Origin of the sequence: Brasilonema bromeliae SPC951, assembly GCF_012912135.1 — a bacterium.
GTDB lineage: Bacteria > Cyanobacteriota > Cyanobacteriia > Cyanobacteriales > Nostocaceae > Brasilonema > Brasilonema bromeliae.
On sequence record NZ_QMEB01000172.1, the window covers coordinates 1 to 14,264 of the forward strand.

The 14,264-nt window shown below is 42.2% G+C and carries 14 protein-coding genes; 6 read left to right on the forward strand and 8 right to left on the reverse strand.

The window, feature by feature from the left end:
- The 3 genes from DP116_RS19660 to DP116_RS19670 form a co-directional block, all read left to right on the forward strand.
- On the forward strand, positions 1 to 1,193 hold a 1,193-nt coding region (locus tag DP116_RS19660), incomplete at its 5' end, for a pentapeptide repeat-containing protein (RefSeq protein WP_169156780.1).
- 104 nt (positions 1,194 to 1,297) lie between these two features.
- The gene (locus tag DP116_RS19665; RefSeq protein WP_169156781.1) at positions 1,298 to 2,152 is read left to right on the forward strand and encodes a ParA family protein; all 855 of its coding nucleotides are present in this window, start codon (positions 1,298 to 1,300) and stop codon (positions 2,150 to 2,152) included.
- A gap of 19 nt (positions 2,153 to 2,171) precedes the next feature.
- Positions 2,172 to 2,924 carry a hypothetical protein gene (locus tag DP116_RS19670; RefSeq protein ID WP_169156782.1) on the forward strand — a complete coding sequence of 251 codons (753 nt, stop codon included), beginning with the start codon at positions 2,172 to 2,174 and terminating at the stop codon, positions 2,922 to 2,924.
- A 160-nt stretch (positions 2,925 to 3,084) separates the two neighbouring features.
- On the opposite strand, the gene DP116_RS19675 is transcribed toward DP116_RS19670, so the two are convergent.
- Genes DP116_RS19675 through tmk form a run of 3 tightly spaced genes read right to left on the reverse strand, consistent with a single transcriptional unit; the run spans position 3,085 to position 5,569 of the window.
- Positions 3,085 to 3,675, reverse strand: a complete 591-nt coding sequence (locus DP116_RS19675; RefSeq protein ID WP_169156783.1) for a Uma2 family endonuclease — start codon at positions 3,673 to 3,675, stop codon at positions 3,085 to 3,087.
- A 45-nt stretch (positions 3,676 to 3,720) separates the two neighbouring features.
- Positions 3,721 to 4,920: a n-acyl-d-glucosamine 2-epimerase gene (locus DP116_RS19680; protein ID WP_169156784.1), complete on the reverse strand. Its 1,200-nt coding sequence runs from the start codon at positions 4,918 to 4,920 to the stop codon at positions 3,721 to 3,723.
- 13 nt (positions 4,921 to 4,933) lie between these two features.
- Entirely contained in the window at positions 4,934 to 5,569 is a 636-nt protein-coding gene (tmk, locus tag DP116_RS19685) for a dTMP kinase (RefSeq protein WP_169156785.1), read from the reverse strand.
- 171 nt (positions 5,570 to 5,740) lie between these two features.
- On the opposite strand from tmk, the gene DP116_RS19690 reads away from it, so the two are divergent.
- The gene (locus DP116_RS19690) at positions 5,741 to 5,923 is read left to right on the forward strand and encodes a hypothetical protein (protein WP_169156786.1); all 183 of its coding nucleotides are present in this window, start codon (positions 5,741 to 5,743) and stop codon (positions 5,921 to 5,923) included.
- 316 nt (positions 5,924 to 6,239) lie between these two features.
- Here DP116_RS19690 and DP116_RS19695 read toward each other — a convergent pair whose 3' ends face one another.
- The 5 genes from DP116_RS19695 to DP116_RS19720 all read right to left on the reverse strand — a co-directional run bounded on the left by DP116_RS19695 (position 6,240) and on the right by DP116_RS19720 (position 12,658).
- Positions 6,240 to 6,761, reverse strand: coding sequence for a hypothetical protein (locus DP116_RS19695; RefSeq protein ID WP_169156787.1), 522 nt, complete (start codon positions 6,759 to 6,761; stop codon positions 6,240 to 6,242).
- A 543-nt stretch (positions 6,762 to 7,304) separates the two neighbouring features.
- Positions 7,305 to 8,084 carry an MBL fold metallo-hydrolase gene (locus DP116_RS19700; protein WP_169156788.1) on the reverse strand — a complete coding sequence of 260 codons (780 nt, stop codon included), beginning with the start codon at positions 8,082 to 8,084 and terminating at the stop codon, positions 7,305 to 7,307.
- A 37-nt stretch (positions 8,085 to 8,121) separates the two neighbouring features.
- Positions 8,122 to 9,705, reverse strand: a complete 1,584-nt coding sequence (locus DP116_RS19705; RefSeq protein ID WP_339381496.1) for a phytoene desaturase family protein — start codon at positions 9,703 to 9,705, stop codon at positions 8,122 to 8,124.
- 324 nt (positions 9,706 to 10,029) lie between these two features.
- The gene (locus tag DP116_RS19715; protein WP_169156790.1) at positions 10,030 to 11,124 is read right to left on the reverse strand and encodes an RRXRR domain-containing protein; all 1,095 of its coding nucleotides are present in this window, start codon (positions 11,122 to 11,124) and stop codon (positions 10,030 to 10,032) included.
- A 229-nt stretch (positions 11,125 to 11,353) separates the two neighbouring features.
- Complete coding sequence (locus DP116_RS19720; protein WP_169156791.1) at positions 11,354 to 12,658, reverse strand: serpin family protein; 1,305 nt, start codon at positions 12,656 to 12,658, stop codon at positions 11,354 to 11,356.
- A 250-nt stretch (positions 12,659 to 12,908) separates the two neighbouring features.
- Between DP116_RS19720 and DP116_RS19725 the strand changes: the two genes are divergently transcribed.
- Together DP116_RS19725 and DP116_RS19730 are read left to right on the forward strand one after the other, a co-directional pair.
- Complete coding sequence (locus tag DP116_RS19725; RefSeq protein ID WP_169156792.1) at positions 12,909 to 13,814, forward strand: phosphodiester glycosidase family protein; 906 nt, start codon at positions 12,909 to 12,911, stop codon at positions 13,812 to 13,814.
- A 70-nt stretch (positions 13,815 to 13,884) separates the two neighbouring features.
- Positions 13,885 to 14,067 carry a hypothetical protein gene (locus tag DP116_RS19730; protein WP_169156793.1) on the forward strand — a complete coding sequence of 61 codons (183 nt, stop codon included), beginning with the start codon at positions 13,885 to 13,887 and terminating at the stop codon, positions 14,065 to 14,067.
- The last annotated feature ends 197 nt before the right edge of the window (positions 14,068 to 14,264 follow it).

The window sequence follows — 14,264 nt, forward strand, 5'->3', positions numbered from 1 at the left end:
ATGCTAACCTTAGCAAAACTGATTTGAAGTTCGCCAACTTCAGCAGATCCAATCTCAGTAAAGCTAACCTCATTGAAGCTAACCTTAGCGAAGCTTATCTGAGCTGTGCCGATCTCAGTGAAGCTAACTTCAGCAGAGCTATACTCAACAAAGCTTGTCTCAACTGCACTAATCTTAGTAGAACTAACCTGAGCAAAGCCGAACTCAGTTTAGCTGTTATCGAAGCAGCTAATCTTCAAAATGCAGATCTGAGTTTGGCTCAAGCATTGGGAAGTAATTTCAAAGGAGCAAATCTCACTGGTGCTTGCTTACAAAATTGGAATACCAATTGCAAGACCCAACTGGATGATGTGGAATGTGATTATATTTACCTAAAAAAAGGTTATGGCTTTGAGTTTAACAGTCGCTACCCTAGCGATAGAATGTTTCAACCTGGAGAATTCACTAGACAATTTAAGCAAGCCTCTGAAATCGAAGAACTTGTTTTCCCTTATGGAATCACAGAATTTTTCCAGTTTTTCCAAGAACGACAACAGCAATACACTGACAAAGTGCTTGCCATTCAGGAGCTTGAACCCAAAAGTGATAGCTCAGTTGCTGTTCGCTTAGAAGTCTTGCCCAAAGCTAACCAAGAAGACGCTAAAAGCTTCTACGAAGAACAGCTTCAACTTGTTAAAGCAAGTTATACACTTCAGGCAACTACCCAAGCAATGGAGTTGTATAAACAACACAACGCTGAGATTATAGAGCTAGCGAGACTCGCTCTTGGAAAACCATCTATCAATAATGTTAATGTGGGGGCAACTGCCATGTCGAATTCAGAAGGATTCACCAATAATTTACAGGGAGCAAATATCGCTAATTTTTCTAATCAGATGCGCGATAACGCTCGTCAACAGGCTAATCAGTATAACTACAGTCCAGAAACTAAAAGCCTTGCTGACGCTGCCAAAGAAATCCAAACACTCCTTGATCATCTCTCCCAGACCTACCGCACCGATACTATGACAGCTAAATGCGCTTTTGCAAATGAGGTCATTCAGCGTATCGACAATGATCCCTCTCTTACTCAACGCATCCTTAGCGCATTTAGTGCTGGAAGTATTTCAGCACTAGAACAGTTCCTCAATCATCCAGCTGCTAGCTTTGTCATCAATGCGCTCGAAGACTGGCAAAAAACACGTGTAGAATGACATAGCATTATTACAGCAATGCACTCTAGGAGTCATAGATGAGCAGATTTCAGACCTCAAAGCGCTAATTCATAAAAAAGTATTTATTTATAAGGAGTAATTTAATGAAAGTGCTTGCTGTTTATCATAATAAAGGTGGTGTTGGAAAAACAACAACAGTCATTAATCTTGCCGCAGCGCTAAGTAAGAAAAATAAGAGAGTTTTAGTAATTGATTTAGACAGCCAAGCCAACACAACTTTTGCAACAGGGTTGGTTAAATTTCAAGATGAAATACATGACAATCTAAAAGATAACTATATCTACCAAGTAATCGCATCCAGAAATGATTATTCAATTTCAGAGGTTGCTCGGAAATCAGAATTTACAAATCCACCTTTTTATGTAATTCCTAGTCATATTGATTTAATGGAACACGAACAGGAACTAATTCAGCAGCCACAAGCTCTAACTAGACTTCTAAAAAAGCTGGATGAAGTTCGTAAACAGTATGATGTTGTTCTAATTGATACTCCCCCATCGCTCAATCTCTATGCACGAATTGCGTTGATTACAGCGGATTATCTTTTGATTCCATCAGACCTCCGTCCTTTTGCTAATGAAGGTTTACGAAATGTTCGTCGTTTTGTAAACGACGTGAATGAATTTCGTGACTCAATCAAGAAAGATCCAATAGAGATTCTTGGTGTGATTGCTTCTAAAGTAGGAACTTCGCCGAAGTTTGTAGAATATACACTGCCTAAAATGATAGAAACTGTTGAGAAACATTATGGATTTCCAGTATTAAATTCAAAAATTTTTGAGCGCCGCGAAACATCTAAAGCGATTGAAAGACTAGCAGAGGTCGGTGATTTGCTGATTCCCGATCCAATTTCTATCTTGGATTATGAACCTAATTCTCCAGCAGCAGAGGAGTTTAAGGATTTAGCTAAAGAAGTGATGCAGCTTGCACGTATCTAATAAATTCAAGGCAATAACAATGGAACTCTTAACTTCAATTGTTGATATCGACAGTATTCAGGTAAAAAGCCCGCCATTCGCTCCTGCACAGAAAACAACTCAAATTGATGCTTTGGCGAATACGATTATCGAATTGGGTGGTTTAGTCAATGTGCCAGTAGTGCAGCAAGTAAGTGTAGATGATTATGAACTAATTTCAGGCTATCTGGAATATTATGCTTATCTCAAAGCATGTGAACTCAATCCTCGTCTGCCGGATCGTATTACAGTCTTTGTATCTAACACTAAAAACCAAGCAGCTATTCGCCAGCAACTAGAAATATTGCAAGTAATTGAAGATACTAAGCAAAATTCATCTCAGTCCATAACTCCAAAGCAGTCTGAAATCGACTTACAGATTAAGAATTTAGAGTCTTCCATCAATAACAATAATAAAATTATTTTTAATGCGCTCGAACAACTTAAAGCTGATTTACTTGCAACAATAGAGGCAAAATTGCCTCAACCCATCTCTCCAATGGATTCGTTTAATCGTATCTTAGAGCCAGAAACTGCATTTCAGGTGCAACGCAAGCTGGAATTGTTTCTTGGTGCTAGTAAAGCGAAGAAAGTTGTGGTGAGGTTACAGGAAGTTAGTAAGGGTAAGAAGAATCAACCTTTCCAGCGTTTTTCTGAAATCTTGGACATATTGAGGGAACAGCAGAAAGGTAGATCGCAAAGACTAATATCGGAAGAGAAAATGATACAGATTATAGATCGTTGGAATGATTAATAGCTTGTACTCGCCTTTGATTGCTTATTCAAAGCTATCCAAAATTACAGTGCGATTGATCGTAAGAACATTCAGTGATGAAATCGCCTGCTAACTCAATGCCTCACACTAGCGATACAACGCGACTTGCCGTCAAGTATCGCTACAATGCTCAACCAAATCACTCACCAACGGTACCCTCTGGAAAAATCCGACTCAAGTCCAATAAAGCATCTTCAAACCCAGGAATTGACACTGACTGATTCGCCAAAGAAATCTGCTTGCTCAGATAATTAAACTCACCTTGAATATTTTGATAAGGCTGACTGTAACGCTCTACTTGACGAGCTTGCAAATTCACGAGCCAGTAATCAGAAATTCCGGCTTCTGCGTATAGAGTTAACTTCGTTGTTTGGTCATAAGTCAATGTAGAATCAGAAATTTCGACAACAAGCAAAATATCTTCGGGATAGGGATGGTGAGCAAGATAGTCAGCCTCATCTCCTCGCGCAATGACTGCATCTGGTTCAGGCTCACTATCTGACGGGAGAATGATAGGCTCTTGACAACGCACGACAGCTCTATCGCCTAGCAATCGATCAAATTGACGGCAAAGTCGAGTTGTACAAAATGTATGAGGTGTTCCCTTTGCAGCCATTTGGATCAATTCTCCTCGAATTAATTCAATTTTGTCTACCTCCGTCAGAAACCCGAGTGAAATCAGTCGATGATATTCCTCGATTGTGAATCGCTTTGGTTTGACAACAGTCATGACGTTTATTCAGATATAGCGGCTTCCACTTTAAATTTAATAAATTTAATTTCCACTCAACGCCTCAAATTGTTGCCAACACAGATACAACGCACGCGGGACGTGAAAGCAACCCTTCCATTTCCCACCTTTAAGATTTAACAACACTTCTCCACGCCGATTGAGGTATCCAAACCACTCACCATATTCTGGATCAGCAAAGTGTGACCAAGTGTAATCATGGATCTTGTCATACCATTCCTGACAGGCATTACGTCCTGTTAGGCGATCGCCTACGGCAGAGCTATGCTTAACGCCCATCGCCAATGCAACCAAAGATTCTAAATGAACCCACCACAATTTCTGATCCCATTCCAGTTGCTGTGGCGGATGACCATCTGCATCCATAAAATAATACAACCCGCCGTACTCACTATCCCAAGCAAAATTCAGGATATTTAGCACCACATCAACCGCTTGGTTAATCGTTTGAGTATCGTTGCGACGACGAGCAATGTCCATGATAAACCACATCGCTTCAATACCATGACCGGGATTTATCAGCCGTCCCTCAAAACAATCAATGTGCGAACCGTCCGGAGCAACATTTTCAAACATTAAGCCGCGTTCTTTGTCAAGAAAATCGCTCATCACTTCCTGAACAGTTGCAGTCAAGACGTTCTCAAGCGTTTCGCTTGGTAGTAGCCATTCCATTTCCAGAGTCAGATTGGCTAAAATCATCGGTACAGCCAGAGATTTCATCGGACGTGTACCAGGATATGTTTTGGTATACTTGCCTTTGGGGTTATCCTGGCGGCGCAAAACGTTGTTGTAAGCTTGCATAGCCACATCCTTTGCCCACTCTTCACCAGAAGCAAGAGCATATTGGCTGAAAGCCATTGCTGCAAAGCAATCAGAAAAAATATTGTAAGGCTGAACCAGTGGCTTTCCTTCACGGGTGAGCGCAAAGTACCAATTTCCGTCAGCATCTCGACCATGTTGTGCGAGAAAATTCGCGCCATTGCTAGCAATTTTCAGCCAATTTTCGCGTTTTTCTAGCTGGTTGTAAAGCATGGAGAAAGTCCACACCTGGCGGTTTTGCAGCCAGATAAATTTATCTGTGTCATAAACTTTCCCCTGACGATCAAGACAGGTGAAATAGCCGCCTTGCTCCCAGTCAATTGAGTGTTTTTCCCAAAATGGAAGTACATCATTGAGGAGCGCGTTTTTGTAAAGTTCAGCAAGCTCTTTAAAGTTGTGCTCCATAAATATCCTTTTTTTAGTCAATCCAAGCTTTTAGCCTAGCAGTTAAAATTGCCTGAATCTTTTGTTGTACAGCTTCTTGACTCAAGCTACCATCGACACGAACAATTTGCTCTGGGTGAGAGTCGGCTAAGTGTGCATATCCTTGCTGGACGCGACGATGAAAGTCTATTGTCTCTTTTTCAATCCGGTCGAATATATCCCCGCCTCCTCGTTTTCGAGCAAGTCCCACCTCAACATCAACATCAAACCACAAAGTTAGGTCACTTTCTAACCCGGATGTCGCAATGGTGTTTAGCTGATGAATTAAATTGATATCTAAACCACGTCCCCAGCCTTGGTAGGCAATGGTAGAGTGAGTGTAGCGATCGCACAAAACAATTGCCCCATCTTGGAGAGCTGGCTTGATAACTTGCTCAACGTGTTGCGAGCGATCGGCAGCATACAAAAGTAATTCGGTTTTATCTACAATAGAGTGAGAGCCTGTTTCTAACAAAAGTTTTCGCAGATACAACCCTAACTCTGTTCCTCCTGGTTGACGAGTCACAACTACCGAAGTCTGAAAACTTTGTAACCACTCCTGCGTGAGCTGTATTTGACTAGTTTTACCGCAACCTTCCACTCCTTCAAATACAATTAATTTACCCTTCATTTTTTTTATAATTTTTTCAAATTTTTATTATCTCATCATGACTAGCAGTTTACCTAGTCATCCTCGATATCACCCGATTGGGTGACCCAAATGGATGAAGTCTAGTTAATAACAAACATTGTATTGTTTGTATCAAAGAGTAATAAACAGTAGCAATAAACAAAATTAACTATGAGTAACCAACAACAAGCAGATATGAAACTAGCATATCAAGCAGCGGCAGAGATGACATACATTGTAGCCGTTGGTTTGAGTAAAGTAATGGAAAAGCAGAAAAAAAGACCACTCATTAGCAAGCGACAAAAGCGAGTCAAATCAAAATCAGAATCTTCTATCGTTGGAAGTACTATTTAATACAGATTTTTAATCATACAGTGATTCTGTTGTTGCACCCCACCAAGGTAGGGGCACAGCATCCTGTGCCTTGGATAAATCCTGCTCAAAGTTGGTCAACCTTGTTGATTCTAGATAGATTATATCCGGCTTTCCCTTGGCATTCAGGCTCAACAAAACATGACACTCTGCATCAAAAACGAGTATTTAAGTTGAGCATTTTGCCCAAGCGCGTAGCGTTGCCGCTCTTGCGATAGCCGTGGCGCAAGCCATAGGCAATAGGTTGACTAACGCGTGAGCAACTTCACTCAAATCAACTACCCACACCAAACTCGAATCAAGATTTTGGAGATGGACTGGTTACGGGTTTAGCAGTACCAGATGATGGTTTGGAACCCGGTTTCTGGTAATAGCCTGCAACTTTTTTCACATAGTCAGCAGTGAAGCCGCTGTTGCAGCCTGTGTAGTTACCAGTCATCCACCAACAAGCAACACCACGCACAGCAGCCGTTTCATTGTTACCACTAGCAGCCAACTGCTTACTTAACTCCCGGCGTGTAATACATGAGACCACTTCGCGTGCTAACCCAGCATCACTGTCAAACTGCGCTGGTGTCACTTCCTTCTTGAGACAATTTTTTGACCAGCCTTTAAGGGTTTCTGGTTTGACTCGCCATTCACTGTAATATCCATCATCTTTACTACCACTTTTCGGCGGTGCTGCTTGCCGCAGTGCTTCTACCATCGCGTTTATTTGGGTTTCCGACGCTGACGACTGTGCTTGAGCTAAAGAAGATTCTGGCAAAACGAGTGAAGACAATCCAAAGCTCAGAATGACTCCACTTACTAGTAATCGCATTAATTTTCTCCTCACGACGTTAAACTTCTCCGTTATAGCAGAATTCGTAAAACTGAAAGCTTCGAGGGTTGCATAAGTCTTTTTTAAACTTTGTTTCAACCTAGGAATCATTGCATAAAAATATCGATATCTTAAAGAGAGCGCTTTATTGAAATCAAGAAAGTGGAGATAGCAAAGCGAAAATATCATGAACTTTGCTCTGGTTTATCTTGCATTTAAACTTGTTTTTTCGCAATAAGTAAAAGTCTTGGTTGGAGGTGAGCACAATGACAGGAATGCTTTGGTTTGCAGGTTTTTGCTTTCTTTGGCTGATTGGTATAACCCTCATAGCAGAAATTTGGTTTTTTGAGGAAGAGCAGGAGTTTTGACGACAAATTGTGATGTTTTCTTTGACAGAAGATGGTGAAAAAGCCCCACAGACTTGTTCCCAGTCTCAGACTGGGAATAGAGTTATCGAGGCTCCGCCTCGCGTTTAGGAGAACCAGAGGCTCCGCTTTAGAGTTGGTATGACCTGGCTGAGCCAGGTCACGAGGGGTTGAGGCTTTAAACATTCAACACTCGTTTTTCTAACTTCACCTCAAAGCGTTCTCCCGGTTTAGGATCTATCACCTGCGTTGATAAATTGTTCTTCTCTAATAACGAACGAAATTCCTCAACGCTTCCCTTAATTTGAAGAAAAGAGTTGAGTAATCCCTCAAAAGTGACATCTCCTCCAGCTGCAGTCGAGAGCATGACTTGGGGTTGTAACCACTGAGCAACTTCTAAGGCATATTTATTCCCCTTGATAAATGCGCCAACCAAAGGTAAAGCTGCGTCAATTAACGGAGTGATAACCACATCCACTGGAGCAATTTCCTTAAGTGTGGAGGAATGATTTCCATGAGGCTCGTAATAAAGTGTCAAACCGCTTTCCAACTCTTTGAGGAGATAACCATTTTCTACCAAATTTAGACCAACCAGTGAGCCGGGAGTTGCTTTAATTTCAACGCTTTGATTCAGTGTGAAACTTTCTCCATGAGCAAGTGTTGTGACTTGAGTATAATTTAACTGCTGTACAACTTTGGCAGCATTGGGAGAAGCTACAACTGGAATATTGCGGTCAAGCTGCTTGAGTGTTGGTGGATGAGCATGGTCTTCTAAACCTTGAGATAGCAGAATTAGGTCTATGTTCTCTGGTATTGGGCGTTCTTGCGATCGCGAGCCTTTAAAGAACCAATTCTGACCGCCAAAAGTTAACGAATCAACTAGCCAAGGATCAAGAAGTATCCTTTGTCCTCCAATTTCAATCAGCCAAGAATTGCTGTCTAACCAAGTTAAATACATAAACTTTTGTAAACATAACACCTAAATTAATTATGAACTAACCAAGGTAACCAATGTCCTGAAGCATTTGGACATGCTTGTGTAAAGGTGCGAGTGTATTTGCAGTCATCATCCCACTAGCAGCCACAGCTGGTAAACCAATACCAGGAAAAGTCGAGTCTCCACAACACAAAAGCCCTGGAACAGGTGTACCAGAACCAGGAAAGAAACCTTTTCCAGCCTGAATTGCAGGACCATATGAACCTCTATGGCGTCGCAAATAGCGCTCGTGTGTGAGTGGTGTACCAACCAGTGTGACATCACAACGTGAGCGAATATCTGGAATAATTCGTTCTAAGGCTTGCCACATAACTTCTGCACGTAACTGCTTTTGTCGTGGATACTCCTCACTTTTTCGGTTCATTCCTTCCCACAGCTCATAAGGTTCACTACCAGGAGTGTAAACGTGAATGACGTGCTTTCCGGGTGGTGCTAATGAGGGATCTAAAACTGAGGGAATAGATATCAAGACGACGTTCTGAGGAGCTGTCACACCGTTTTCCCAATTATTAACAACTATATAATGACACGCAAGGTCAGAGGGCAATCCTTGTGCGTCAATACCCAGGTGGAGATGCATAAAACTATCGCATTCAGGTGTTGCTTGTCGTTCCTGAAACTTTTTTGGTAATGCTTCTTGTGGAATCAACTTGAGCGTATCCCATACCGATGCATTAGAAATGACTGCCCGACGCGCTCTTATTTGTTTCCCACCACGCAAACGCACACCTACTGCACGCTTTCCTTCTACAAGAATTTGCTCAACATGAGCGTTCAGCATCAATTGACCACCATGTCGTTCCAGTCCCCGTACTAAGGCGTTCACTAAAGCACCACTTCCACCTATAGGATAGTCAAGTACGACGCCTGGTCGATACCAATCTGCAAACATAAACGCTACCTCTGCGGCACTTGTTCCATCTGCTGGTAGTCCGGAGAGAAGAAAACACAGCAAGTCCAGCCAGTTGCGTATGAAAGAGTCTTTGATAACGCCGTCCATAATTCGGCTAAACGGTCCTGTGAGCTTGCCGATGTCTGCAATATGTTGGAATAAAGACGGGACAAATCTGCTCACAGTCATAATCGCGCCAACATCAAGACGTAAGGCTGCTGGCGGTAGTGCAGTTGCAGCACGCGCCAATGGTTCCATCACACGTTGCAGTTCACGCCATTCAACCACAGCCTCATCGCCACGAAACTGTTTTAGCACCTCACAAAACTGGTCAGCACCAACCGAGGTGTCAAAATACCCTTCTGGTAAATAGCACCCCCACGTATCGTAGGTGACGCAAGGTAACTCCTCACCGATTGCATCTAGTACTTGTTTGAGAGGATTAGCAGAGGGACTGTAGGATAAGCCAGAATAAAGCGATGGACCTGAGTCGAATTTGAATCCATCACGCTCAAAAGCGTGCGCTGCACCACCTGGAATTGAGTGACTTTCGCACACTGTGACATTAAAGCCATACCGTGCCAGAAGAGCTGCACAGCTTAAACCGCCAATACCACTACCAATGATGATAAAATCTACCTCTTTCTGACCTAAGATAGATGCTGTATTAGAAGAAGTTTGATAAACCACTGAGCGTACCTTGTGCTAGTCTTGCGTCATTCAAGGATATTGTAATGCAACGTAACAATTCTTAAAACTGCACATAATGCCAAAAACCCGGTTGTTGTAACCGGGTTTTCCATAGAGATTGGGGTTATATCCCCTGCGGCTCATATAGATGTTTAGTTATAAAGCACTCAACTAACAATATCTACAATCAGAGGTTTGTCTGTTCCGGAAAATAAGAAGCTTTTTTTTCAACAGATTTGCGGGAGTCCCCAGGCTCAACGGAACGAAGTGGAGTAGCCTGGGCGAGGTTGCCGGGACGACGGAGGAACGGAGTCGTCCAATGACTTACGGCTTGATGCATAATCGCGTACTTCGTTTGATTGACTGTACTTTCGACGGGCTAAATTGTCCAAGCCTGTGCCAATTGTGGTCATAGACTGAAACGTTTTTGGTTTTAGCTGTTTGGGTATAACCACCAACCCAACCGATATAAAACTTGCCTGCCTTTTCGGCTTTAACCAAATCACCAGAGCGCAAACCAAACGGTGTCACTGTCCCACCTTTTCGCTTTCTGTTTTTGGGTGCATCCGAAACCGGATTCTCAAAATGGAGTTGGCGACGAAACAAGTTAGGACGTGCAATGACACGGAATGGTGCAGACGTAATCGCCACATCTCCCACCCAGTGATGTCCACGAGTATTAGCAGTGTGGAACTTCTCGAATTTCATGAAATTGCTTGCTGCTAGCGCGATTCCATCATAAGCGTGAGTCTCAGGAGTTTGTTTCTCCTTGTTTTTCTTGTCTTTAGTTAGTCCTAGCTGTTGTCTAAGGATTGAAGTTTGCCAACCTTCTTGCGCATTAGTCGGTGCAATTTTCTCCAACCATTGCAACATTACTTTTTGACCAACCATTACCGGACTAAACCCTTTGTCACCTCTAGCCTTAACGTATTCGTAGGTAATTTGGGTAATAGGAAATAGTTTTACCAATTCTTTAGTGACTCGCAGTTCCATCTCTTTGTTAGCGCGGATGCTGGGTGACAATTTATTCTGTTTACGGTTATCGAAACGCTTTTGACGATGTGCTCTGTTGTTGAATGCAACATTGCGGTTGATGCGTCTGCCACGTCTAGCACGTCGTAGGATCAGCCTCCCTGACATCTTTTTTGTGACATCTGAGAATGGCAAGATGAGATGCGCCATAAACAAAGTAAACTTGACTGATTGGACACCAACACCTGTAAACTTTTTGCCCGGATCTAATCCTAAAGCAATTGATTGTTGGTGATAACCAGATGGTTCGACTAATAGCTGAATGCAGAAAACATTCAGGTTGTTGTATACAATCTTGGCTTTGCCTTCCTTGAGCCAACGTCTAGCACGGCTAGGTTTTGTTGGCATAAGTGGTTTTCCGTCTTTGTCTAGTACTGATACTCGCATAAAGTGATAAACCTCCGAGTAAAGTTATTTGTCCCTTAGCCCAACTTGTTCAGCATGTCCTTTCTGCAAGCGCTTACAACCAGTAAGCTTGGAGATAATCCGAACTAGGGAAACATTCGGAAGTCTGTAACAGAACAAGTCTCATGGGCTAGTCATCTCTTGCGTTGCAAGCTGGTTCTTGCAAGCCCCTACCGAGCGCCGTTAGGCAGGTAGGGGTAGTTGACAGCACCTAGTCAGAAGACTCTGGGTTTACAATTGAACCCATAAACAAAACGCTTCCTGTCTGATTATCGCGAATCGCACAGAAAAAAGGACGGTCAACAATCATCTGGAATGGTTCTGGTTTCAACTGCACAGAAGTTGTGCGTACTCCCACTGAAGTCACTGCTGCTGCTTCCGTACCTTCTTCATTCACCTCGACGAAAGTTTTATGTTGAACAGTGTCAATGAAGAGTTTTTCTTCACTCATCGCTGAAAAATCTGCTTTCTTGCTGAAAGCCTCCTCCATACCTAAAGCTTTCAGCGCCTGATTGAGTTCAATGTTATAGACCATTTTAAAGCGGGGTAAGCGAATAAAGCCTTCCCGTTTGCTGAACTTAGTCATCCACTGTTCCCAGTTCTCAGTATTCAAGTTTTGATAGAAGGCTGTTAGGCTAGAGTTCTGTTTAGGCAGGAAAATATAAAAGCTGATTCTGCCATTATCGCCGTAAGGTAAACTAGCTGCCTGAAATTCTTCCGTTTCGTAGTATTTATAGTCACCCGTTTGCGACATCATCGGGTGTTGTTTCTGCTCGCCAGATATGAGGTTAAAGGGATAATTAGCTGTTGTGTTTTTATCGAATTTCTCTGTCCAGCTCCCTTTGAAGTAGATGGCGTTGATGAGAAATAGCACTTGCTCGGGTGTAATCTCTTCAACAATCTTGTCTATCTTCCCGCTTGTCTTCTCTTTTACCCAGTTATTGATAATAGCAGGTGAACCTGGATCGCTAAAGTCTAAATTGCTCACCTCAGCTTTGTAGAATTCCTGGTTTGTCTGCAAGAATTCTGGTTTAAAAGGAAAGTTTTGCCTTGCCCAAAGCGAGTTAGCAATAGTTAGTTGCACTTTTGGATCGGGGTTTTCTAAGAATTCTTTTAAGACCGCGTTAGAGGAGTTGATTTGTTCCAAACTCAACCCCTGTAACTCAAGTGCTTTAGCCATTGCTTGTTGTGTGCTACCACTAGCGCCGTTGTAGGTCATGGCAAGGGCGATCGCTACACTTGAAGGGGAGACAAAAACATTCTTATCAGCGTCTGTTTTCAGAATTTCTGAAAACAGTTTAAAGCCAAACTTAGTGTTAGCAGCAACGAGTTTTTCATCATCCATCTTGAATGTGTTTTGCGATATCTCATATTCTGACTGAAACACAGGAGATTCAGCAACCACCTTCGTGCTACTACTCATGAATTGGCAGTACCCTAATACACCCATCAGCACAACGCTAGCAGCAGTCAAAAGGTAACGTCTTGCCGAACGCACGCCGTAACGTCTTGGCATAAAATTTTACGTAAAATTAATAAATATATGGTTAATTTTACCATCTTTATTCCCAAAGTTTTTATTTTGACTACGGTATTTCCGGCAACAAAACCATACAAAAGTCCTGATATCGCAACAAACTCAATCTGAATATCGACGAAGTAAACTAGGTAAACAACTCTTCATTATTTTGTATCAGATTGTAATCGAGAAGAAGTTGTTATCACAGGTGCACTATCGCCAAGAATAGCTTTACTTCCATCAAGCAATGCATTATCGATACAAAGTTTACACACGGCGATTCTTACTAGCTATCGGGATAGGTTTACTAGGTCTGCTATTGTCACCACTCATATTCTACGGGTGGCGGTGTTTTCTGCGTCCTTCCCGCACGGATATGGAGCAAGTTTTGTTTCGTGGAATTGTTTACAAACGTTATCCTCTCTCGACACCACGTCCAACAATGATCCACATTGTCACCATTGACTTAAAAACACCAGGAGTGAAAGCACTTGTCACTCCAGGAGAACCAAAACCAACGGATAGAGAAACAAGCGCACGGAAAACCTCTGATTTTCTCAAAGAATTCAAGCTGCAATTAGCAATTAATGCTAGCTTTTTCCATCATTTCCACGAAAAGTCCCCTTGGGAGTACTATCCTCACAGTGGTGATCCTTCCTATCCAATAGGCGAGGCTATCTCCAATGGATATCGTTATTCACCACCCGAAGCAAATTTCCCCATGTTGTGCTTTTCTGCTCAAAATCGTGCTCAAATCTTGAAAAGTGATAAGTGTCCTGAAGGTACAACTCAAGGTGTTGCAGGGAACCAGCTTTTAGTTTATCGCGGTCAAGCAATTGATGATAACTCAAATGATGATAAGCCTTATCCACGTGTTGCAGCTGCTATCAATCGAGAAGGAACAAAATTGTGGCTGATTTTGGTAGATGGAAAACAACCACTTTACAGCGAAGGAATCACAATTGCTGAATTGACAAAAACTGTCACCGATTTGGGGGTTTACACAGCACTGAATTTAGATGGAGGTGGATCAACGACACTGGTGATTGGAACCAATAATGGTTCAAAGGTGTTAAACGCTCCAATACATACCAGAGTACCAATGCGTGAGCGTCCTGTTGGTAATCATTTGGGATTTTTTGCGGCGGAGTGAGTTCTATACTTTCCTTCTTGCACCCTTTGGGAATTCTAATTGCAAGATAGTGCAAATAGAGGAAAGCTTTATGAAAGAAAATTTTGAGGGAATTGATGACACACAAGTGAAAAGTTCACTGCAAGTCGAGAGTGAAAAGCCAGACGTTGTAGTGCAAACAGACAAGAGTTTCCTTGTAAGGGAGATTGAACACTCCAACAAAGAACAAATCAGACCTATCGATTTAAGCAAACTTGAAGCATTTAACGAATGAAAGACCCTGAACCAATGTAACCGTAAGCTTACAAAATCAAGACAACAAGAAAGGAAATCTTTCCCTATAACTAAACTACTTGAAAAGGGGAGCATCCCAATTTTGCAAAAATAAAGGGAAAAAGATAATTCGCGAGCAATAATCGCGAATTATCTTGGTGATTCAATCTTCTGGTTCTTCTTCCTCTTGCTCATCAC